Origin of the sequence: Rhizobium sp. CB3090 (assembly GCF_029714285.1) — a bacterium.
In the GTDB taxonomy this organism is placed as follows: domain Bacteria; phylum Pseudomonadota; class Alphaproteobacteria; order Rhizobiales; family Rhizobiaceae; genus Rhizobium.
Window position 1 is genome coordinate 471,393 of record NZ_CP121662.1, and the last position, 21,654, is coordinate 493,046.

Below are 21,654 nucleotides of genomic sequence, written 5' to 3' on the forward strand. Positions count from 1 at the left end.
GCTCAGCTCCGCTGCGGCAAAAGGGGATAGCCGACCATGACGGCGCGGCCGACGAGGGCGGCGACAACAGCCTTGACGAGATCGCCGGGAACGAAGCCCATCGACCCTTTGAACGCGTTGGTGAAGCCAAGATTGGCCGCGATCGCGAGCCAGGCAATGCCGAAGGCGTAGAGAACCACGACGCCGCCGATCACCGAAGCGATGAAGAAGCCGATGCCCTGGGCAAGTCCCGCCTGCTCGGCCTTCACCAGCCGCTCGGAGAGATAACCGGTGACGTAGGCGGCGAAGATCCAGCCGATGAAGAAGCCGGCCGTCGGGCCGGCGAAGACGGCAAGTCCGCCGCGGCCGCCCGATAGCACCGGCAGGCCGATTGCCACCAGCACGACGACGATCAATACCGCAACCGCGCCGCGCTTTGCGCCAAGTACCACGCCCGCAAGCATCACGCCGAGCGACTGCGCAGTGATCGGCACCGGAATGATGCCGATCGGGATCGGCGGCAGCAGGCCGAGCGCCACGATGATGGCGGCAAAGAGCGCAGAGAGGACGAGGTCGCGGGTGGTCATGACGGCTCCATTCGAAAACAGTGTCTTTTCAATGCCGCCGAATGCCCCGGGCGTCAATCGCAGCCGCGATATTGTCGGCATCCCGCAGGGTCAGGATGATCAGCGGCCCCAGCGTCGTCGTGAGGCGGATTTTAATCCCCCGCGCCTCATGCGCCTCTCGTATGGCGCGGTAACGGTCGAGGATTTCCGGGACGAAGCGCACGACAAGGCCGACCGCAAGACCGATATCGGCGGCCTTGAGCAGATCGGCCTTTTCCAATGGCGCGGCAAGCGCTGTAATCTCGTCGATGAAAGCGGCAATCGACGTCGTCGCCGTCACCACAGCCGCGAAAAACACCAGTGCGGTCAGCCGCAACACGGTGACGGCGGCGACATGGACGGGATTGAAGATCAGGCTGAACAGCGCCACGACGACAATGGTGAGAATGACCGGCCGCAGCCGCTTCAACGACTCGCTCACGGGTAACCCACTCTTGAAATAGAGCAGGGTGCCGATGGCGACGGCCAGGCCGAGCAGCGCGAGATTATCCGTCAGGAACAATAGGATACCGAGAGCCGCCAGCGTGTCGAGCTTGAGACGCGGCCCGATCCGGTGCATCCAGGTGTTGGCGTCGACGTGCAGCGTCTGCATCAGGCAGCCAACTCCTTGTAGCGGGCGATAGCTTCGGCCGGTGGCGCGTCGGCGATCAAGCGACCTTGATCAAACAGCAGCACGCGGTCGAAATCCTCTATCAGCGGCAGGTCATGGCTGATGACGATAACATGTTCCGGCAGGCCGGCAATGGTGGTCTGCACCAGAGCCCTGTTCTTGAGATCGAGCTGATTGGTTGGCTCGTCGAGGATGAGGATGTCAGGGCCAGTGACGAGCACGGAGCAGAGAGCTGCCATCTGCAGCTCGCCGCCGGAAAGTTCATGCGCCCGCCGTTCTGCCAGGTGGGAGACACCGAACCGGTCAAGAATGCCGTCCACCGCTGCCTCGATGTCGCTCTTGCCGAGCCCGCGAGCCTTGAGACCGAAGGCGATATCGTCACGAATGATCGGCAGGATGATCTGGTTCTGCGGCGACTGGAAGATATAGCCGACCTTTCCGAGCACGGATTTGGCGTCGGTAACGGTGTCGAGCCCGTCGACGGTGACCCGGCCGGTCGTCGGTTTGGCGAGCCCGTTGATCAGCCGTGCAAATGTCGTCTTGCCGGAACCATTGAGCCCGATCACGCCGATGCGCCGCTCGCTCAGCGCTAGGCTGAGCGGCGCAAGCGCAGGCCGCGGGCCGAAATTGACGCCGGCATTGTCGAAGCGGATATCCAAGCTGTTGCTCTGCTCCATCGTGATATCGCGGTCCTATAGCCCATCGCGAAGAATTATCAAATCAACGCCCGTTTGAAAGCATGGGAATTTATGCCTATGATCCATGCATGACGAATCTGCTTTCAAACCGAGATGCCCGCCGTGTCTTCCTCGCCAAGCAGGGGCTTTCCAATCCGCCGAACCGGGCCTTGACCAAGGCCGGGCTGCTGCAGTTGATCCACGATATCGGCTTCGTGCAGGTCGACAGCATCGCAACCGTCGAGCGGGCACACCACCAGATTCTGTTTTCCCGCAATCAGACCTATCGGCGCGAGCATCTGACGGAACTGCTGGAAAAGGATGGCGCGCTGTTCGAAAACTGGACGCACGACGCGTCCATCCTGCCGAGCGCCTTCTTCGTCTATTGGAAGCACCGATTCCGCCGCGAGGAAGTAGCAATCGTCGAGCGCTGGCGCAAATGGCGGGGCGAGGGGTTCGAAGCCGCTTTCGACGAAACCTATGAACGCGTCCTGAAAAACGGCGCCATCACGGCTCGCGAGATCAAGGACGACAATCACACCTCCGGCGGCTGGTGGAACTGGCATCCGAACAAGACTGCGCTCGAATATTTCTGGCGCACCGGCAAATTCGCGATTGCCGGCCGCACCAATTTCCAAAAGGTCTACGATCTCGTCGAGCGCGTCTTGCCAGAAAGATTCCACACGCCCGAAGTCGGCCATGACGAATTCGTCGACTGGGCCTGCCGCAGCGCCCTGCAGCGTCTGGGATTCGCCACGTCAGGCGAAATCGCCGCCTTCTGGGATTTGGTGACGCCGCAGGAGTCCAAAACCTGGGTCGAGACGCACCGCGACGAACTGACGGAAATATTGATCGAGCCCGCCGTGGACGGCAAGCCACGCCCTTCCTTCGCCTTCGCCGATTTCTCGGCAACGCTTGACAGCTTCCCCGAAGCGCCAGCCCGGATGCGCGTTCTCAGCCCCTTCGATCCGACGATACGCGACCGCAACCGCACCGAACGCCTCTTCGGCTTTTTCTACCGCATCGAGGTTTTCGTGCCGGAGCCGAAACGTGAATATGGCTACTATGTCTTTCCACTTTTGGAAGGAGACCGGCTGATCGGCCGGATCGATATGAAAGCCGACCGCAAAGCGGGCACGCTGGACGTTAAACGGTTATGGTTAGAGCCCGGTGTCCGGGCATCCGCCGGACGGCTGGGAAAATTGGAAGCCGAATTGGACCGGGTGGCGCGCTTTACCGGGGTGGAGAAGGTGGCATTTCTGGACGGGTGGCGCGGCTAGGACCTTCTCCCCGGGGGGAGAAGGAAGAATCAGCAAATCTCCGTCTTGGCGATCTTGATCCCGAAACCTTCCAGGCCGACATAGTGCCGCTCGCGGCTGGTGAGCAGTTTGATCGAACTGACGCCGAGGTCTTTCAGGATCTGCGCGCCGAGGCCGATTTCCAGCCATTCGCTGTCGCGTGCCTGTGCCTCGGCATGCGTCTCGTGGCCGGCCTGGCGGGATTTGCGGCCATTGTCGAAATGGCCGACACCCACCGAGCCTTCCCGCAGATAGACGATGATGCCGCGGCCCTCGTCGGCGATCTTCTTCATGTAGAAATCGACCGGACGGCGCTTGCCGAACAGGTCTTCGGCCACGCTTTCCGGATGCAAACGAACCGGAATGTCGATGCCGTCGCGGATATCGCCGAAGACGACGGCGAGATGCTGCATCGGGTCCCAAGGCAGCGAATAGGTATGTGCACGCGCCTTGCCGAACGGTGTTTCGATATCGAAGCTGGCGCCGAGTTCGATCAGCGTTTCCTTGCGCTGGCGATAGGCGATGAGGTCGGCGACGGAGATGAGCTTCAGCCCATTCCGTCCGGCAAATTCCACCACCTGCTGGCCGCGCGTCACCGTGCCGTCGTCATTGACGAGCTCGCTGATGACGCCGATCGGCGGAAGGCCGGCGAGCCGGCAGAGGTCGACGGCGGCTTCCGTATGGCCCGAGCGCATCAGCACGCCGCCTTCGCGAGAGACGAGCGGGAAGATATGGCCTGGGCGAACGAAATCGGTCGGGCCAACATTCGGATTGGCGAGATTGCGCACCGTCAGCGTGCGGTCATCAGCGGAAATGCCAGTGGTCGTGCCGTGCTTGAAGTCGACCGAGACGGTAAATGCGGTTGTATGGGCCGAATCGTTTTCCGCCACCATGGCGTTGAGATTGAGGCGCTTGGCCTCCTCGCGCGGCATCGGCGTGCAGACGATTCCCGACGTATGACGGACGATGAAGGCCATCTTCTCGGGCGTGCAATGGACGGCGGCAACGATCAGGTCGCCTTCATTCTCGCGGTCGTTATCATCCATGACTACGACGATCTCGCCGGCCTCGAAGGCTCGGATGGCTTCCACGACGCGCTTCTGATCATAGGGCATGAAAACGTCCTTATTTCAGCCGGCCGGTCTGGCCGCGGTCCCTGAGGTAATGATCGGCGATGGCGCAGGCAACCATCGCCTCGCCGATCGGGACGGCACGAATGCCGACACAAGGATCGTGGCGGCCCTTGGTGCGTACATCGACATTGTTGCCGTCGGCATCGATCGACTGGCGTTCCGTCAGGATCGAAGAGGTCGGCTTGATGGCAAAGCGCGCGACGATGGGCTCGCCGGTGGAAATGCCGCCGAGTATGCCGCCTGCATGGTTGGACAGGAAAATGCGGTTGCCGTCATTGCCCATGCGCATTTCGTCGGCATTTTCCTCGCCGGTCAGTTCCGCGGAGGCGAAGCCTTCACCGATTTCGACGCCCTTGACAGCATTGATCGACATCAGCAGCGAGGCGATATCCTGATCGAGTTTGCCGTAGATCGGTGCGCCGAGACCGGTGGGCACGCCTTCGGCAACGACCTCGACGACGGCGCCGATCGAAGAGCCGGCCTTGCGGATGCCGTCGAGATATTCCTCCCAGACCGGTACAATCTCCGGATCGGGAGCAAAGAAGGGGTTCTGATCGACCTCAGCCCAGTCCCAATTGGCACGGTTGATCTTATGCTTGCCGATCTGCACCAGCGCGCCGCGCACGGTGACGCCAGGTACCACGAGACGGGCAATGCCGCCGGCCGCGACGCGCGCTGCCGTCTCGCGGGCAGACGAACGGCCGCCGCCGCGATAGTCGCGGATGCCATATTTGACGTCATAGGTATAATCGGCATGGCCGGGGCGGTACCGACGCGCGATCTCGCCGTAATCCTTGGAGCGCTGGTCGGTGTTTTCGATCAGCATCGAGATCGGCGTGCCCGTCGAGATCATCGTCTCGCCGTCTTCATCCAGCATCACGCCGGACAGCACCTTGACGAGATCGTCTTCGCGGCGCTGCGTGACGAAGCGCGACTGACCGGGCTTGCGCTTGTCGAGCCAGACCTGAATGTCCTGAAGCTTGAAACGCAGCCCTGGAGGGCAGCCGTCGATGACGCAGCCGAGTGCCGGCCCGTGGCTTTCGCCCCAGGTGGTGACGCGGAAGAGATGACCGAATGTATTGTGCGACATGGGAAACGACCGGATTGCTGCGGCCCGGCGGCAGCCGCGCCTTTATCTCTTGGAATTGCGGCACACTCATAGGCCAAAAAGCTGCCGAGGCAAATCTTTCTTTCCATTGTGGCCGCGCAGGCCGGCACCTGCCGGCGCCTGTTATGGTAAACGAAGATTAATCCATGCTGTGGATTGTGAAAACACATTCATCAATTGGGCGACGAACGCCATTGTTGCGGGCAACTTCCGCCATATTCAAAGCGTTACCTGTGATCAATCAAATTTAGCACCGATATTGAGATTAAAGGGTACTCCCGATGCGCTTCTTTGTTGCGACCCTTCTGGCCACGGCAAGTCTTCTCGCTCCCGTCGCCGGTTTTGCCGAAAGCGCTGACGTCGAGGCGACGATCAAGAAGGTCGACGAGAAGAATTTCAGCATTACGCTGGACGATGGCAAAAGTTATCAAGCACCGCAGGACTTCGATTTCACCGGCCTGAAAGCCGGCGTGAAGGTCGTCGTCTTCTATACCGAGGTCGATGGCAAGCGCGTCATCAACGATCTCGACATTGTGCAGTAGGGATCGAAAAATATCAGCTTGGTGGCGGCTTTCAGATCCAGCCAATGATGTTTATCTCAGGATCGACCTTCAAGATACGATCCTGCGGAATTTCCGCGTCAGCGGCATCCTCTTTCGAGATATCGGCGATTAATCGGAACAGTGAGCGGATAACGCCGCCATGGGTGACGCAGACGGTCGGCCGATCGACCGAAGTCAGCCAGGATCCAACGCGCCAGGAGAGGATTTCGTAGCTTTCCGCATCCTCGCCGGGCGGGATGAAGTCCCACTTGCCCGCGTTGCGCTCGGCGAGGCGTTCGGCCTCGGTCGCCTTCAATTCCTTGAGGGTGAAGCCTTCCCAGGCGCCGAAGGAGACTTCTACAAGCCGCTCGTCGGTGCGGTAATCCCTGGGCGGCAGGCCCATGGCTTCGCGCGCGATCTCCATGGTTTCGCGCGTCCGCCTGAGCGGGCTCGCGACAAAGTCGAAAGGCTGGTTTTCGAAAGCGAGGATTTCAGCGAGCTCGATACCGTTCTGCCGCGCCTGCGCGCGGCCGATGGCATTGAGATCGATATCTTTCTGTCCCTGCAGCCGGCGCTCGGCATTCCAGTCCGTCTGACCGTGGCGTATCACATAGAGAGGCGGCACGGTCAGGCTTCCTGTTGATCAATCCTTGACGACGGCGATATCGGGCGCATCCACGGCCTTCATGCCGATGGCATGATAACCCGAATCGACGTGATGCACTTCGCCGGTGACGGCCGTGGAAAGATCGGAGAGGAGATAAAGCGCGGAGTTGCCGACTTCGTCGATCGAAACTGTCCGCTTCAGCGGTGCGTTATATTCGTTCCACTTCAAGATGTAGCGGAAGTCACCGATGCCGGCGGCGGCGAGCGTCTTGATCGGGCCGGCCGAAATGGCGTTGACGCGAATGCCGCGGCCGCCGAGGTCAACCGCAAGGTAGCGCACGCTCGCTTCGAGAGCAGCCTTGGCAACGCCCATGACGTTGTAGTTCGGCATGACCTTCTCGGCACCGTAATAGGTCAGCGTGATGATCGAGCCACCGTCGTTCATGATGCGCTCGGCGCGCTGGGCAACAGCGATCAGCGAATAAACGGAGATATCCATCGTGCGCGCGAAATTATCGCGGCTGGTATCGACGTAGCGGCCGGTCAGCTCATCCTTGTCGGAGAAGGCGATGGCATGCACGACGAAATCGATCTTGCCCCATTTCGCTTCCAGCGTGTCCATGACGGCGTCGATCGTCGCGGGTTCCGTAACGTCGCAATGGCCGGCCATGAAGGCGCCAAGTTCCTGGGCGAGCGGCTCGACGCGCTTCTTCAAAGCATCGCCCTGCCACGTCAACGCGATTTCGGCACCGGCTTCCGAACAGGCCTTGGCAATACCCCACGCTATGGAACGGTTGTTTGCAACGCCGAGGATGACGCCGCGCTTGCCTGCCATGAGGCCAGTGGCTTGAGCCATATTCTGCTCCCTTGAACTTTCGATTGATCCTGCCTATGGCATAGGCCGATCCCCTGTTCAAGCATCGGAAAGATCATCAACTGTTAGGGATCGTAACAAAGGGTGCGGTTGTCACTGAAATTTCACAAAAAAAGCCCCTCGCGCATGCTGCGCATCAAATCAGTAACTTTATCGTCCGGTTTTTCCCACAGCATCAAGCGCAATTCCACCACGAGATTGCCTTTTCCGCCGTGCCCGTCCGGCAGTCCCTGATCGGAGATTCGGATGACCTGATCCGAACCGGACCAAGGAGGGACTGTAAGCTTGACCGGACCGTTCAACCCCTCGACCATTGTCTCATAACCGAGCACCGCATTTTCGATGGTCACCGGAAGCGTCGTATGGACGTCGAGGCCATTGAGAGTGAAGCGGCTGTCGGCGGAGAGATGGATGGTGATCGCGACATCGCCGCGCTGCATACCCTGCAATTTCAGCCCCTGGCCCTTCAGATGTACGACCTGGCCGTTGGTGATATCCGTCGTCGCCTGAAAGCGCGCCTCCCGTCCGTCGGAAAGCGGTACGGTGATCCAGTTGCCCTTCAGCATATCTTCGAGTGTCACGGTCGCTTCCGCGGCGATCTCCGGCGCCTTCTCCGGCACCTTATCCTGGGTGCCGCCCGTAATACGGCGCACGAGTGAGCCGAGAATACCGAAGCGCGAGCGGAAGGCGGCTGGGCCAGTGCCTGTCGCAAGCTGCTCTTCCTCGGCAAAGGTCTCTTCAGCCTCGCCGTTGGTCGGTTCGCGCTGCTTTTCCGTCTCCGCGGCGCCGGCGGCAGTCTCCGACTGGTTCGGTGCAGCGCGGGCGGCCTTGGCACCGAAAATGCGCTCGACCATATCCTCGGGTGACTCGGACCCGGCGGCCTGCGGGTTGGCGGCTGCGGCAGCCTTCTGCGCCTTCTGAGCAGTGGCACGTGCGAGCTCTTCCATGATCTTTTCAGCGTTAGCGCGCGCAGCCTTGGCGCGCTCCGCGGCTTCGCGGGCTGCCTGTCGCTGCTGCATGATGGTCTGCTCTTTGCTTTGGCCTGTCGCCTCGGCCATACGCGCAACCTGATCGTAGCGGCTGCGCTTCTGCGGGTCCTTCAGCGTTTCATAGGCACGGCCGATCTCGGCAAAGCGCTCCGTTGCCGTGGGATCGCCAACATTATGGTCGGGATGCACGGCCTTGGCCAGGTTGCGCCATGCCGCCTTGATTTCATCCGCCCCAGCATCCCTCTTTACGCCAAGCACCTTGTAAGGATCGCGCATCATCGTAACCACCATTTTTGAAAGGTGTGCCCGGCCTCGTTGTGGCACCCCGAAAGAAAGAAAACACATGCATCGCGCCGCATCTTTCGCTCCCCCGGAAGCAAGAAGGTTGACGCGCATATGGTGTGATCCTGCGCGAGCAGTTGCTAATCAGTTGTTACGCCGGTCAGGCCGCGCCGATTCGATCTGCCGTAATGGTTAGCCGTTCGCTAAGTTTTGATATGAGATGTCGTCTGGGAAGCCACGCCGCCAAAAGCTGACGGCACCCGCTTGCAGATGGCATTGCGGCGGGCACGCTTATCGAGCTGCTTTTCACCATGAAATGAGAAACGGGACGGCGATCAGCCGGCCTGCTGGAAACTCAGCAATTGCCATTCGCCATCATTGAGAAGGCAGGTCTTGCCGAAGAAATTGGCAATACCCTCATAGGAGTGGCGGGTGGTGCGGAACTGGCGGCAGACCTGTCCCGAGGCGTTGTTTTCAACGATGGTGTCGATGACGCCGGCGCTGCCTGTCGAGGCGTTCGCCCAGGGCACGGGTTGTCCGTTCAGCTTGTTGAGGTCTGCCGAAGTCACGGCGTTACGCACCGTAGTCTCGTCGGAAACACTGTCGGTTGTCACGGGGGCGGTCGGGACGGTGCCAGTTGAAAGGCTCCGATCCACCTTCGCCGAACTCAGCGTGTCCATGCCGCTGCCGACGCAGCCGCCAAGAGAGAAAAGGGAGAGAATGGCAATCGCCATCGTCGCGCCTTTTGCAAGCTTGCGCTTTGTATGAACCGTCGACTTTGCTATGACTTCCACCCGAGTATCTTGGCCAGTATTGGGGCTGGCTGTTTTTAGGAAATGCGGAGAATTTGAGCTAATATGTCGGAAAACGAGTTAACAAGCGGTGACTTCACCGAACAGAACGAACCCTTCGCGCTTTTCGCTTCCTGGCTGCGCGACGCTGAAGCCAATGAACCGAATGACCCGAATGCGGTTGCCTTGGCAACGGTCGATAAGGATGGATTGCCAAATGTCCGCATGGTTCTTCTGAAAGGTTTCGATAGTCAGGGATTCGTATTCTATACAAATTTCGAAAGCCAGAAAGGCCAAGAAATTCTTTCCCAAAAGAAAGCGGCCATGTGCTTCCACTGGAAGTCATTGCGCCGGCAGGTCAGGCTGCGCGGCCTGGTTGAAGTTGTTAGCGACAACGAGGCCGACGACTATTTCAGGACCCGCGCCCGCGGCAGCCGCATCGGCGCCTGGGCGTCGAAGCAGTCGCGTCCGCTGGAGGGCCGCTTCGCGCTGGAAAAGGCGGTCGCCGAATATACTGCCCGCTACGCCATTGGCGATATTCCACGCCCGCCTTATTGGTCCGGCTTCCGCATCCGACCGCTCTCGATCGAATTCTGGCACGATCGGCAGTTCCGCCTGCATGATCGCGTCGAGTTTCGCCGTGATGTGCCGGAGGGCGCCTGGGAAAAGGTGCGGATGTATCCGTAACGGGATTTATGCCGACACCTAACAGGCTGTTGAAAATGGTGCTGCGCCAGCGCACAGGCCCAAGAGAATCATGTCCAACCCAAAAGCGCTCCGGCGGGTTTTTCAGCAGCCTTAGGGAAAAGTTTATAGTTGCATCGGTATCTGTCGATACATAGTGCGATGCAGCACATGATGGGCGCAGGAAGCGCCGACGTGCCGTCGGTTGAAGCTGCGATCCCCATCCAGGCGGCGGAATCGGACCCTGTCTGAGAGACACGATGAAGAACCTGAGAATTTCCACGCAACTGATGCTGTTGATCGGCGGGCTGATGTTCGCCTTCGCGATCGCCACCTTCTTCCAGATCCGCGCATCTACAACGAGCGCTATGAGATGCTGCGCGCCCAGACGCAGGCTGCCGTGTCGGTTCTCAAGCGCTACCACGACCTCGAAGTGAAGGGCGAGCTGACGACCGAAGAGGCGAAGGGCCAGGCTTACGACGTAGTCGCCAAGATCCGGTTCGAGCCAAACGGCTATATCTTCGGCTACGACTACGACGTCAACCGCGTGTTCTATCTGGACGGCAAGGACATCGGCAAGAATTTCGCCAATGCAACCGACAAGTCCGGCAACAAATTTCTGGCCGAGATGGTCCGGAAGGCCCGGCAGGGCGGCGGCTGGACGACCTATGAATGGCCGAAGCCAGGCATGGCCGAGAACCAGCTCTCCCCGAAGGCCGCCTATTCTGCCACCTTCGAACCCTGGGGCCTGATGATCGGCACCGGCGCCTATCTCGATGACCTCGACGCCACGATCAGGGAGAGCGTACAGGACGCCCTGTTCGTCGGGTTCGTCTTCGGCCTCGGCAGCATCGCTGCCTTCGTCGTCGTTCGCGGCGTCACCCGTCCGCTCACCGCGATCCATGGCGCGCTGGAAGCGGTCGCCGACGAGAATGTCACCATCGCGATCCCGCATACCGACATGCGCAACGAGGTCGGCATGATGGCCAAGGCCACCCATGCGCTGCAGGACAAGGTGCGCGAGCGCCACGCCATGGCCGAGCGCCAGCAGGTGCAGGATCTGGAACTCGATACCGAGCGGCAGCAGAACGCCGCTCTGCAGCGGCAGGAAAGCGAACAGCAGGCGCACGTGGTTTCGACGATCGGTGCGGCACTCGAAGAGCTCGCCGGCGGCGACCTGACCATTCGCTGCGGGGACCTCGGCCCGAAATACACAACTCTTCGCGACAACTTCAACGATGCGCTGTCGCATCTCGAAGCGGCGATGGCCAAGGTGAATGCGAAGGGTGTCGACATCGGCGGCTCGAAGGAAGAGATTCGTCGCGCCTCCAACGAACTCTCCCAGCGCGCCGAACAGCAGGCCGCCAACCTCGAAGAGACGTCCGCCGCGCTCGACGAGCTCACCGTCGCCGTCCGCCAGACGGCGGAAGGCGCGCAGGAGGCCGCCAAACGCGTCAATACGGTCTCGAACGAGGCATCTCGTTCGGATGCCGTCGTCGCCGAGGCGATCAACGCCATGAGCGGCATCGAGAAATCGTCGATCGAGATCAGCAAGATCATCGGTGTCATCGACGAGATCGCCTTCCAGACCAATCTCCTGGCGCTCAACGCCGGGGTGGAGGCCGCCCGCGCCGGCGAGAGCGGCAAGGGCTTTGCCGTCGTTGCCCAGGAGGTGCGAGAGCTTGCGCAGCGTTCGGCCGCTGCCGCCAAGGAGATCAAGGACCAGATCTCGCATTCGACCGGCCAGGTACAGAATGGCGTCCAGCTCGTCGGCCAGGCCGGCGAGGCGCTGAAGCGGATCTCCGACCAGATCAAGAAGGCAAGCGACATCGTCTCGAAGATCGCCCACTCGGCGGGCGAGCAGGATACCACCCTGCGCTCGATCTCGTCGGCGATGAACCAGCTCGACGCGGCGACCCAGCACAATGCTGCGATGGCCGAGGAAACCACGGCCTCGGCCGAGGCGCTCGCCAACGATACCGAGGAGCTGCTGAACCTCATCCGCAGCTTCAAGGTCTCCGGCAGCCAGGGCTACGGCCTGCAGCGCGTCGCACAGCAGATGCGCATGGCGAGCTGACGACCGCCGCCGTGATGTGATGCGGCCGCCGGAGCGATCCGGCGGCTTTTTCCTGTTTGGATGCCCGGGTTCGCCTCGTCGTTTTCTTCCCCTGCTAACGCATGTCTCGCAAAAGCGCGGTTTTGTGGGAACGACAGGTGCAAATTCAAGAGCGCAAGGAGCCCAGAGATCGCGAAGCGCTTTAGCGCCCCATCAGCCGCATGGGTATGCCGGAGGCAAGCGCCGATGCATATCGAGCCTTCTGGTAGTGCCCGTTCAGCGATAGCCGCGGCAGATGGGTGAGGGCAGCAGCACTTGCCGCTCCGATCGTCCCAGGCCGGGTCGTGACACCGACGGAAAAGCCGAGTTCCGCTGTTAGCCGGGCTTCGCGAGGAGAGACTGCGTCGGCCGTGCCGTAGGGATAGGCAATCGCCGCCGGCCGCCGGCCGATGATGTCAGCAACATAATCCGCTGACAGCGCCATTTCCGCTGCCGCTTCCGCTTCCGGCAGGCGAGAGAGCGCCCGGTGGCTCACCGTATGGGCCCCGAGCGAGGCGAGGGGATGACCGAGAAGCTGCTTCAATTCCTCTCGATCCATGATCGCTGAGCGCACGAGATCGAGCGGCTCCAGGCCGTTCGTTCGTGCAAGCTCGTCGATGCGGGCGACAGCTTCCATCTCGTTGTGAGCATGAACATAGGCGGCAAAGCGGGCAAACACGGCTTGGCGCTGGCCGGCCTTGCCAAGATCGAAACTCTCCATGCCAATGCCGAAATCGAAGATCAGGCGATCCAATCGACCGAGCAGGTCGGCCAGCGTTTCCCACCATATGCTGTGCGTCCGCTCCGACAGGCCTTGGGTGACGAAGATCGTGAAGGGGGTGCCGTGGCGGGCAAAGACCGGCAGTGCATAATCGAGATTGTCGCGATTGCCGTCATCGAGTGTGAAAGCAGCAAAGGGTGGCTTGTTGCGATCACTTGCGATACGGTCCGGCAACGCATCGAGGGCGATGAAATCATAACCGTCCCGTTTCAGCCGGGTGAGTGCGCGGTCGAGGAATTCTGGCGAAATTTCCAGATGTGCATTCGGCGCGAAGGTTCGGGGCAAGGGAGGACGGACATGATGCAGGGTGAAGATGGCGCCGAGGCCGGCGACGTCGCGCATCAAGCCGAGGTTTTTCAGAATTGCGGCGGTTTCCAGCCCGCCGGAGATGACCGCGCGCTTGAGACGGACTCTGGTACCCTGTTCCATGGGGATTGACTCGTTGACGAATGCCCATGCTGTAGCCCATCCGTCGTTAAATCTTGCTGAATCCACATCATCTTTTCAATGCGTTAACCGATATTTTACCAGCAAAGGCAAAATTGGAATTCTGTCGAGGATGTTGCCTCAATATCGCACCGAAATCAGGCTTTTGTCGCAAACGCGCACGATAGGTTGATGCGGTGTATCGGCATTTGTTTCAGTTGGGGACGAATATGAAGAAATTTTTGATGGCCCTTTCTGCGGCCGTCTTGCTGTTGAGCGCACCTGTGGCGAGCTTTGCGGGCAGCGCCTATTTCATTATGGATGCGAAATCCGGCAGGGTCTTGGCTTCGGACAATGCCGACGATCTCAATCATCCCGCATCGCTGACGAAGATGATGACGCTGTACCTGACCTTCGAAGCGATCCATCGCGGCAAACTCGGTTGGAACACGGCGATTCCAGTCTCGCGCAACGCCGCCGGCAAGAGCCCGACCAAGCTCGGCCTGAAGCCGGGCAGCACCATCACCGTTCGCGATGCCGTCAACGGCATGATCATCAAGTCCGCAAACGATGCTGCCACCGCAATGGGCGAAGCGCTGGGCGGCAGCGAAAGCGGCTTTGCCCGCATCATGACGCAGAAGGCGCACGAACTCGGCATGCGCCGTACCGTCTTCACCAATCCGTCCGGCTTGCCGAGCATGGAGCAGGTGACGACCGCGCGCGATATGTCGACGCTCGCCGTCGCGCTCATCAACAACTACCCTCAGGAATATCGGCTGTTCTCGCAATCGAGCTTCAGCTATCGCGGCAGGAACATTCGTGGCCATAACAATCTGATGTATCGCTATGAAGGCATGGATGGCATCAAGACCGGCTACACCAATGCCTCCGGTTTCAACATCGTCAGCGCCGTGCGCCAGGGCAACCGTCGCGTTATCGGCGTGGTGATGGGCGGAGCGACTGCTCGCGGCCGCGATGCTTTCATGGCTTCGCTTCTCAATCGCTATGTACCGAAAGCGACCTCCGTCGGGTCGTCGCGACTCGTTGCAAGCGTCGGCGGCGCCAAGCAGGTTGAGGTTGCTTCGGCGACGGATGACGTTGCTGTCGATGTCGATACCCAAACCACGGCCACGACGCGCAAACGTGCCGAGTTCACCCCTACTCCGACCCCGCTCGCCTATGCCGCCACGACGAATGTGACCGTGCCGGTGGATCGCCCGGTGGCGATGGATGAAATTCAGAATGCCGGCAAGCCGGCAGCCGGCCGCTGGCAGGTACAGATCGCGGCCACTCCGAATGCGCAGGCCGCCAAGGATTTGCTGTCCGAAGCTCAATCCAAGGCCGGCAATGCGCTTGCCAACGCTTCGCCCTATACCGAAGCCGTCGGCAAGGGCAGCAACACAGTCTATCGCGCCCGTTTCGTCGGTTTCGGCAGTCGCGATGATGCGAATTCCGCCTGTGCTGCGCTGAAGCGCAAAGACTTCAATTGCATGCTGCTGCCGAACAAGGGCTGAGTGGAAGTCAAGATTTGGAACTATCGAGACGGCGGGGCATAAGCTCCGCCGTCTTGCTATTTCCGGCAGAATCGTTCACTTCTGTTAAGAACATAAAGGGAACGATGTCGATGTTGTCAGGTCTGATCCAGCAGTTCGAAAAGGCTTCCGCCACTTATGCCGCCGCCAATGGATTGGAGCGCGATGCCGACTGGTTTGTTCTGAAATTGCAGGAAGAGATGGGCGAACTCACCCAGATCTGGAACAAGACGACCGGCCGGGGACGACGCAAGGGCATGACCGACGAGGAGTTGGCGACGGCGCTGGCCGACGAGACCGCCGATGTGCTCGGCCATATACTGCTGTTTGCCCACCGCAACGGCCTCGATCTCGCCGCCGCCGTCGAACGGAAATGGCGGTTCCGGCCGGAGGAGAGGGGATAAGCTGCGCCGTCTGAGCCGCTATGCTTTCGTTCCGCCGACCGTCACCTGATCCATCCTCAGATGCGGCTGGCCGACGCCGACGGGCACCCATTGGCCGCCCTTGCCGCAATTACCGATGCCGGTATCGAGCTTCATGTCGTTGCCGACCATGGAGACGCGCTTCATCGCGTCCGGGCCGTTGCCGATCAGCATGGCGCCCTTGATCGGCGCGCCGACCTTGCCGTTTTCGATCAAGTAGGCTTCGGTGCAGCCGAACACGAATTTGCCGGAGGTGATGTCCACCTGGCCGCCACCGAAGGAAACGGCATAAATGCCCTTCTTCACCGAGGCGATGATTTCCTCCGGTGTCTTGTCTCCGCCGAGCATATAGGTGTTGGTCATGCGCGGCATCGGCGTGTGGGCATAGCCCTGGCGGCGGCCGTTGCCGGTTGCCTTCATGCCCATCAAGCGGGCATTCTGCCGGTCCTGCATGTAGCCGACCAGCTTGCCGTTTTCGATGAGGACATTGTAGGCCGACGGCGTGCCTTCGTCGTCGACCGTAATCGAGCCGCGGCGGTTTTCGATCGTGCCGTCATCGACGACGGTCACGCCGGGAGCGGCGACCATCTGGCCCAGAAGCCCGGCGAAAGCCGAGGTCTTCTTGCGGTTGAAATCGCCCTCCAGCCCATGGCCGACAGCCTCGTGCAGCATGACGCCCGGCCAACCGGAGCCAAGAACGACGTCCATCGTGCCGGCTGGCGCATCGATCGCCTCGAGATTGACCAGTGCCTGGCGCAAGGCTTCGTCGGCGCCGCGGCGCCAGCTTTCCTGCGTGACGAAATCGCCGAAGCCGACGCGACCGCCGGTGCCGAAGGATCCTGATTCCTGCCGGTCGCCGTCTCCGACCATCACCGAGATATTGATGCGCGTCATCGGCCTGATGTCACGGACACGATGGCCGTCGGCGCGCAGGATATCGACCACCTGCCAGCTCGCGGCGATGGAGACCGTCACCTGACGCACCTTGCCGTCCTTGTCGCGCAGATAACTGTCGATCTCCTGGAGCAGCTTCGCCTTGTCCTCGAAGCTTGGGCTGCCGATCGGGTTCTCGTCGCTATAGAGTATCTTATTGGTGCGTTGAGGCGCGGCGGCGTAGGAGCCGGCATAGCCGCTGGTGACGGCGCGCACCGCATCGGCGGCGCGCTTCAGCGCCGCTTCCGAGAGATCGCCCGCATGGGCATAGCCCACCGCTTCGCCTGCGACCGCGCGTAGGCCAAAACCCTGCTCGGTGTTGAAGCTGCCACCCTTCATGCGCCCGTTGTCGAAGGTGAGAGATTCCGCCTGGGCATGCTCGACGAAAAGCTCGCCGTCGTCGGCGCTGGAAAGCGCTTCGGCGACGATGCCGCGCAGCTTGGTTTCATCCGTATCGAACAAGGTGAGGAGATCGGTATTCATTGTCAGGTGCTCCGTTCAGAGCCGATGTAGGTTTCGGATGACGAGAGAGCAAGCCCTGTCGACTTACGGAAGCGCGTCGTAGCCTTCGGCAAAGCCCTTGAGGTCGACGGGAATGCCGATGCCTTCCTCGGGCGACTGGAAGACGATGAAGGTGGCGGTCGCGCCGCTGCGCAGCGTTTTCAGCAGCTCGTCCTCAAGCACCACTTCGGCATAGCAGCCGTCCGAGAAGCAGCGCACGAAATAGGCACGGCCGATATCCTTACCGTCGACATTGAGGCCGAGCCCATTCGGCAGCAGCACGCCGAGCGGCGCCAGCACGCGAAGGATCTTCGACTTGCGGTCGGCGGTTTTCAGCACGACCACCGAGAGACCGACTTCCGGCCGGTCCTCGGCGATGACGTTCTGCATCAGCGCACATTGTTCGGTCGACGCGCCGGCCGGCTTGTCGCAGACCACGGACCACGCGCCATGGCTCGAGCGCACCGTACCCGGCGGTTGTGGAACCTGGTTGGTCGGAAGCTGCTGCGTATGCGCCGGCGGCTGCTGGCCCGGCTGCTGCGGTTGCTGGGTTTGCAGTTGCTGAGCCTGCGGCGCCGGCTGTGTTTGCTGTGCCTGCTGCGCCAGGACGGGTGCTGCGGCCGCGGCAGCTATGCTGACGCTGACAAACCAAAGCCGGGCGAGGGAACGAAAACCCATGGAAACCTCTAGATTCGAATCAGTGCCGCTATTGTTGAAGCTCAGGCAGGCAAATGAAAAGCCCCGCGTGCTGAATTCCAATCGACTGCGGCGGAAATACGACCTCTATCCCATTTTGCCCGGGCAATGCGATGGACCGGCGTGCAATTTTTCGTATGATGATGAAATGCTTGCCATGTTTCGGCGGGCGAGGGGAACATACTTCGCGCAAAATGCCGCACGGACAACTGTTGTGAGTTGTTGCGGAGTGCTCCAAACTGTGGTTTGAAGCGCAATGGACTGTAGGGATACTGCGTTTGAGATTGATCTGGGATCAAACGCTGGAGGGAGAGACATCGTGATTAAGAGGGCTTACGCAGCTCTGGCGGCTATCGCCTGTCTGCTTTTTGCGACCGGCAGCTATGCCGATCAGCCAAGACCATGGGAAACCGGCCTGCAAGAGGCAGCAACCGGCAACATGCATCAAATACGTTGGTTCGAAGCATACACGCTTTGGTTTATCGTTCCCATCACGCTTTTGGTGCTCGTCCTTTTGATCGTCGTCGTGGTCAAGTTCCGGGCATCGCGGAATCCGGTGCCTTCCAGAACGAGCCATAATACGCTGATCGAGGTCATCTGGACCGTGGGGCCGGTTCTCGTTCTTCTGTTCCTGGCCGTTCCGTCTTTCGATCTTCTGACCACGCAGCTTACGTTCCCGCAAAATCCTGACGTTACGGTCAAGGCGACGGCTACGCAGTGGCAGTGGAACTATGAATACGAAAACAGCGGCAATACGCCGCTGGACTTCGATTCCTTCCTGCTGAAGGATCAGGACCGTGCAGCCGCCGGCAAGGAAGACAAGTCGAAATATCCGCGGCTTCTCGCCGTCGACAACGAGCTGGTGCTGCCCGTCGGCAAGGTCGTCCGCGTCCTTGTCACCGCCGCACCGACGGATGTCATCCATTCCTTCGCGATGCCGTCTTTCGGCATCAAGATCGACGCCATTCCGGGCCGTTTGAACGAAACCTGGTTCAAGGCCGACAGTGAAGGCTTGTATTACGGCCAGTGTTCCGAGCTCTGCGGCAAGGACCATGCGTTCATGCCGATCGCCATTCGCGTCGTCTCTCAGGATCAATACCAGCAGTGGCTGACCACCGCTGCCGGCGACCTGAGCAAGGCCAACAAGGCCCTGATGGCCGCCGTCGATCGGCCCGCTACCGTCAACGTCGCTGAAAACACGGCCGAGTAAGAGGGATAGGGACAATGGCTACGGCACACGACGATCATTCGCACGCTCTTCATGACGCTCACGCGCATGAAGACCATCACGCTCACAAGCCCAGTTTCGCGGACCGCTGGCTCTTCTCGACGAACCACAAGGATATCGGCACCCTCTATCTGATCTTTGCGATCTTTGCCGGTATCATCGGCTTCCTGCTGTCGGTCGCGATCCGCATGGAATTGCAGGAGCCGGGTATCCAGATCTTCAGCGGTCTGGCCTCCATGGTCTATGGCTATTCTGGCGATGCCTCCATCGATGGCGGCAAGCAGATGTACAACGTCTTCGTCACCGCCCATGCGCTGATCATGATCTTCTTCATGGTCATGCCGGCGATGATCGGCGGCTTTGCCAACTGGATGGTGCCGATCATGATCGGCGCGCCGGACATGGCTTTCCCGCGCCTGAACAACATTTCCTTCTGGCTGATCGTTCCTGCCTTCCTGCTGCTGATCCTGTCGATGTTCGTCGAAGGACCGGCCGGCGCCTATGGCGCGGGTGGCGGCTGGACGCTGTATCCGCCGTTATCGGGCCTCGTCGGCCATCCCGGTCCGGCGGTCGACCTGGTGATCTTCGCACTGCATATCGCCGGTGCCTCGTCGATCCTCGGTGCGATCAACTTCATCACCACCATTCTCAACATGCGCGCCCCGGGCATGACGCTGCACAAGATGCCGCTGTTTGCCTGGTCTGTGCTGATCACGGCCTTCCTGCTGCTTCTGTCGCTGCCGGTTCTCGCCGGTGCCATCACCATGGTGCTGACCGACCGCAACTTCGGCACGACCTTCTTCGCGCCGGAAGGCGGCGGTGACCCGATCCTTTACCAGCATCTGTTCTGGTTCTTCGGTCACCCGGAAGTCTACATCCTGATCCTGCCGGGCTTCGGCATGATCAGCCACATCATCTCGACCTTCTCGCGCAAGCCGATCTTCGGCTATCTCGGCATGGCCTATGCCATGGTCGCGATCGGCGCCGTCGGTTTCGTCGTCTGGGCCCACCATATGTACACGGTCGGCCTGTCGCTCGACACGCAGCGCTATTTCGTCTTCGCGACGATGGTCATCGCGGTTCCGACCGGCGTGAAGGTCTTTTCCTGGATTGCGACGATGTGGGGCGGCTCGATCCAATTCCGCACGCCGATGATCTGGGCGATCGGCTTCATCTTCCTGTTCACGGTGGGCGGCGTTACCGGCGTGCAGCTCGCCAATGCCGGTCTCGACCGCGTGTGGCAGGACACCTATTACGTTGTCGCGCATTTCCATTACGTGCTGTCGCTCGGTGCCGTCTTCGCCATCTTCGCCGGCTGGTACTACTGGTTCCCGAAGATGACCGGCTATATGTACAACGAGAAGATCGGCAACTGGCATTTCTGGATCACCTTCATCGGCGTCAACATGGTGTTCTTCCCGCAGCACTTCCTCGGTCGTGCCGGCATGCCGCGCCGCTATATCGACTATCCGGACGCTTTTGCCGGCTGGAATTTCGTCTCCTCCATCGGCTCCTATGTTGCAGCCGTCGGCCTCTGCTTCTTCTTCTGGGGTGTCATCGACGCTTTCGTGAAGAAGCGCGTTGCCGGCAACAATCCCTGGGGCGAGGGTGCGACCACTTTGGAATGGCAGCTCCCTTCGCCGCCGCCGTACCACCAGTGGGAAGAGCTGCCGCGTATCAAGTAGCTTATTTCCGGACGCCGTGATAAGCGGCGTCCGGCTTAACGGAAATTGGATGAAAGAATGACGGTCATCGACAATCACGAAGCGCTCGCGAAGAAAGGCGAAACCGGCCTGTCGGAAGCGAGCGCGCGCGATTATTTCGAGCTTTTGAAGCCGCGCGTCATGTCGCTGGTCGTCTTCACTGCCTTTGCCGGTCTGGTGCTGGCGCCAGGTCACATCAATCCGGTTCTCGGCCTGATCGCCATTCTTTGCATCGCCGTCGGTGCCGGTGCGTCCGGCGCGCTGAATATGTGGTACGACGCCGATATCGACGCAGTCATGAGCCGCACGGCACGCCGTCCGATCCCCGCCGGCCGCGTAACGCCTTCCGAGGCGCTTACTTTCGGCTTGGTGCTATCGGGTTTCTCGGTGACGATCCTTGGTCTGGCCGTCAACTGGCTTTCAGCCGGAATCCTTGCCTTCACCATTTTCTTCTACGCCGTCATCTATACGATGTGGCTGAAGCGTTCGACGCCACAGAACATCGTTATCGGCGGCGCTGCCGGCGCTTTCCCGCCGGTCATCGGCTGGGCCTGTGTCACTAACAGCGTGACGATGGAGAGCATTGTGCTCTTCCTGATCATCTTCCTCTGGACGCCGGCCCATTTCTGGGCGCTGGCGCTGTTCAAGATGCGCGACTATGAATCCGTTGGCGTGCCCATGCTGCCGAACGTCGCCGGCGTGCCGGCCACCAAGAACCAGATCGTCGCCTATGCCGTGTTGACGGCTATCATCGGCGTCGTGCCGGCATTCACGGGCTTGGCGAGCTTCGGCTACGGTGTTGTCGCCGCCTTGCTCGGCGTGGTCTTCATATACTGTTCCATCGCCGTCCGGCGCATGCCGGATGGCGATGTCAAGATGATCCCGGCGAAGAAACTCTTCGGCTTCTCGATCTTCTATCTCTTTGCAATCTTTTCAGCATTGCTAATTGACCGGCTTGTTGCGGTGCTGGTGTCGGGCGGTGCGGGAGGCTGGCTGTGATCGAACTCGTCAAGCTCACGGAAGCGCAAAAGAAATCGCGGCGAGGGCGCAATATTGCGCTTGGTTTGGTGCTTGCCGGCCTGGTGATCCTGTTCTACGCGATCACCATCATCAAGGTCGGCACCGGACACGTTTGAGG

General features: G+C 60.5%; 21 protein-coding genes and 1 pseudogene. 10 read left to right on the top strand and 12 right to left on the bottom strand.

All coding sequences use genetic code 11. The features are described 5' to 3' along the window. Nucleotides 1-2: 2 nt before the first annotated feature. From QA646_RS02245 to QA646_RS02255, 3 genes are read right to left on the bottom strand one after another with little or no spacing between them, the layout of a single operon-like run. On the bottom strand, nucleotides 3-566 hold the full coding sequence (locus QA646_RS02245; RefSeq protein ID WP_283057339.1) for a biotin transporter BioY: 564 nt from the start codon (nucleotides 564-566) through the stop codon (nucleotides 3-5). Between the two features lie 28 nt (nucleotides 567-594). Continuing rightward, nucleotides 595-1,197, bottom strand: a complete 603-nt coding sequence (locus QA646_RS02250) for an energy-coupling factor transporter transmembrane protein EcfT (protein WP_283057340.1) — start codon at nucleotides 1,195-1,197, stop codon at nucleotides 595-597. Continuing rightward, entirely contained in the window at nucleotides 1,197-1,874 is a 678-nt protein-coding gene (locus QA646_RS02255) for an energy-coupling factor ABC transporter ATP-binding protein (RefSeq protein WP_283058942.1), read from the bottom strand. Before QA646_RS02255 ends, QA646_RS02250 begins: the two co-directional genes overlap by 1 nt. A 107-nt stretch (nucleotides 1,875-1,981) precedes the next feature. Here QA646_RS02255 and QA646_RS02260 point away from each other — a divergent pair, with 107 nt between their 5' ends. Then, nucleotides 1,982-3,172 (top strand): winged helix-turn-helix domain-containing protein, encoded by a 1,191-nt coding sequence (locus QA646_RS02260; RefSeq protein WP_283057341.1) that lies wholly within the window; start codon nucleotides 1,982-1,984, stop codon nucleotides 3,170-3,172. A gap of 29 nt (nucleotides 3,173-3,201) precedes the next feature. Here the strand turns inward: QA646_RS02260 and ribB are convergent, their stop codons facing one another. Together ribB and aroC are read right to left on the bottom strand one after the other, a co-directional pair. Further along, complete coding sequence (ribB, locus tag QA646_RS02265; RefSeq protein WP_283057343.1) at nucleotides 3,202-4,305, bottom strand: 3,4-dihydroxy-2-butanone-4-phosphate synthase; 1,104 nt, start codon at nucleotides 4,303-4,305, stop codon at nucleotides 3,202-3,204. Nucleotides 4,306-4,315: 10 nt separating this feature from the next. Further along, nucleotides 4,316-5,413, bottom strand: coding sequence for a chorismate synthase (gene aroC, locus QA646_RS02270; RefSeq protein ID WP_283057345.1), 1,098 nt, complete (start codon nucleotides 5,411-5,413; stop codon nucleotides 4,316-4,318). A 299-nt stretch (nucleotides 5,414-5,712) separates the two neighbouring features. On the opposite strand from aroC, the gene QA646_RS02275 reads away from it, so the two are divergent. After that, the gene (locus tag QA646_RS02275; RefSeq protein ID WP_283057347.1) at nucleotides 5,713-5,973 is read left to right on the top strand and encodes a DUF1344 domain-containing protein; all 261 of its coding nucleotides are present in this window, start codon (nucleotides 5,713-5,715) and stop codon (nucleotides 5,971-5,973) included. A 31-nt stretch (nucleotides 5,974-6,004) separates the two neighbouring features. On the opposite strand, the gene QA646_RS02280 is transcribed toward QA646_RS02275, so the two are convergent. From QA646_RS02280 to QA646_RS02295, 4 genes are all read right to left on the bottom strand, one after another. Beyond that, nucleotides 6,005-6,598: a histidine phosphatase family protein gene (locus QA646_RS02280; RefSeq protein WP_283057348.1), complete on the bottom strand. Its 594-nt coding sequence runs from the start codon at nucleotides 6,596-6,598 to the stop codon at nucleotides 6,005-6,007. An 18-nt stretch (nucleotides 6,599-6,616) separates the two neighbouring features. Beyond that, nucleotides 6,617-7,435 (bottom strand): enoyl-ACP reductase FabI, encoded by an 819-nt coding sequence (gene fabI, locus QA646_RS02285; RefSeq protein ID WP_283057349.1) that lies wholly within the window; start codon nucleotides 7,433-7,435, stop codon nucleotides 6,617-6,619. A 122-nt stretch (nucleotides 7,436-7,557) separates the two neighbouring features. Continuing rightward, complete coding sequence (locus QA646_RS02290; RefSeq protein WP_283058943.1) at nucleotides 7,558-8,718, bottom strand: DnaJ domain-containing protein; 1,161 nt, start codon at nucleotides 8,716-8,718, stop codon at nucleotides 7,558-7,560. Between the two features lie 341 nt (nucleotides 8,719-9,059). Then, nucleotides 9,060-9,518 (bottom strand): RT0821/Lpp0805 family surface protein, encoded by a 459-nt coding sequence (locus QA646_RS02295; RefSeq protein WP_283057350.1) that lies wholly within the window; start codon nucleotides 9,516-9,518, stop codon nucleotides 9,060-9,062. A gap of 63 nt (nucleotides 9,519-9,581) precedes the next feature. On the opposite strand from QA646_RS02295, the gene pdxH reads away from it, so the two are divergent. Both pdxH and QA646_RS02305 read left to right on the top strand, forming a co-directional pair. After that, nucleotides 9,582-10,202 carry a pyridoxamine 5'-phosphate oxidase gene (pdxH, locus tag QA646_RS02300; protein ID WP_283057351.1) on the top strand — a complete coding sequence of 207 codons (621 nt, stop codon included), beginning with the start codon at nucleotides 9,582-9,584 and terminating at the stop codon, nucleotides 10,200-10,202. A 257-nt stretch (nucleotides 10,203-10,459) separates the two neighbouring features. Next, nucleotides 10,460-12,276: pseudogene (locus QA646_RS02305) on the top strand (methyl-accepting chemotaxis protein). A gap of 181 nt (nucleotides 12,277-12,457) precedes the next feature. Here the strand turns inward: QA646_RS02305 and QA646_RS02310 are convergent. Beyond that, the gene (locus QA646_RS02310) at nucleotides 12,458-13,504 is read right to left on the bottom strand and encodes a polysaccharide deacetylase family protein (RefSeq protein ID WP_283057353.1); all 1,047 of its coding nucleotides are present in this window, start codon (nucleotides 13,502-13,504) and stop codon (nucleotides 12,458-12,460) included. 227 nt (nucleotides 13,505-13,731) lie between these two features. On the opposite strand from QA646_RS02310, the gene QA646_RS02315 reads away from it, so the two are divergent. Then, nucleotides 13,732-15,015, top strand: a complete 1,284-nt coding sequence (locus QA646_RS02315; protein ID WP_283057354.1) for a D-alanyl-D-alanine carboxypeptidase family protein — start codon at nucleotides 13,732-13,734, stop codon at nucleotides 15,013-15,015. A gap of 110 nt (nucleotides 15,016-15,125) precedes the next feature. After that, on the top strand, nucleotides 15,126-15,437 hold the full coding sequence (locus QA646_RS02320; protein WP_283057355.1) for a pyrophosphatase: 312 nt from the start codon (nucleotides 15,126-15,128) through the stop codon (nucleotides 15,435-15,437). A gap of 18 nt (nucleotides 15,438-15,455) precedes the next feature. On the opposite strand, the gene tldD is transcribed toward QA646_RS02320, so the two are convergent. Both tldD and QA646_RS02330 read right to left on the bottom strand, forming a co-directional pair. Continuing rightward, nucleotides 15,456-16,871 carry a metalloprotease TldD gene (tldD, locus tag QA646_RS02325; protein WP_283057356.1) on the bottom strand — a complete coding sequence of 472 codons (1,416 nt, stop codon included), beginning with the start codon at nucleotides 16,869-16,871 and terminating at the stop codon, nucleotides 15,456-15,458. 63 nt (nucleotides 16,872-16,934) lie between these two features. Next, nucleotides 16,935-17,567: an invasion associated locus B family protein gene (locus tag QA646_RS02330; RefSeq protein ID WP_283057357.1), complete on the bottom strand. Its 633-nt coding sequence runs from the start codon at nucleotides 17,565-17,567 to the stop codon at nucleotides 16,935-16,937. Nucleotides 17,568-17,904: 337 nt separating this feature from the next. On the opposite strand from QA646_RS02330, the gene coxB reads away from it, so the two are divergent. From coxB to QA646_RS02350, 4 genes are read left to right on the top strand one after another with little or no spacing between them, the layout of a single operon-like run. Further along, nucleotides 17,905-18,795, top strand: coding sequence for a cytochrome c oxidase subunit II (gene coxB, locus QA646_RS02335; protein WP_283057358.1), 891 nt, complete (start codon nucleotides 17,905-17,907; stop codon nucleotides 18,793-18,795). A 14-nt stretch (nucleotides 18,796-18,809) separates the two neighbouring features. Then, nucleotides 18,810-20,498 carry a cytochrome c oxidase subunit I gene (ctaD, locus tag QA646_RS02340; protein ID WP_283057360.1) on the top strand — a complete coding sequence of 563 codons (1,689 nt, stop codon included), beginning with the start codon at nucleotides 18,810-18,812 and terminating at the stop codon, nucleotides 20,496-20,498. A gap of 57 nt (nucleotides 20,499-20,555) precedes the next feature. Beyond that, on the top strand, nucleotides 20,556-21,515 hold the full coding sequence (locus QA646_RS02345) for a heme o synthase (RefSeq protein ID WP_283057361.1): 960 nt from the start codon (nucleotides 20,556-20,558) through the stop codon (nucleotides 21,513-21,515). After that, nucleotides 21,512-21,652 carry a hypothetical protein gene (locus QA646_RS02350; protein WP_034488087.1) on the top strand — a complete coding sequence of 47 codons (141 nt, stop codon included), beginning with the start codon at nucleotides 21,512-21,514 and terminating at the stop codon, nucleotides 21,650-21,652. The genes QA646_RS02345 and QA646_RS02350 overlap by 4 nt, the downstream gene beginning before the upstream one ends. Nucleotides 21,653-21,654: the final 2 nt, after the last annotated feature.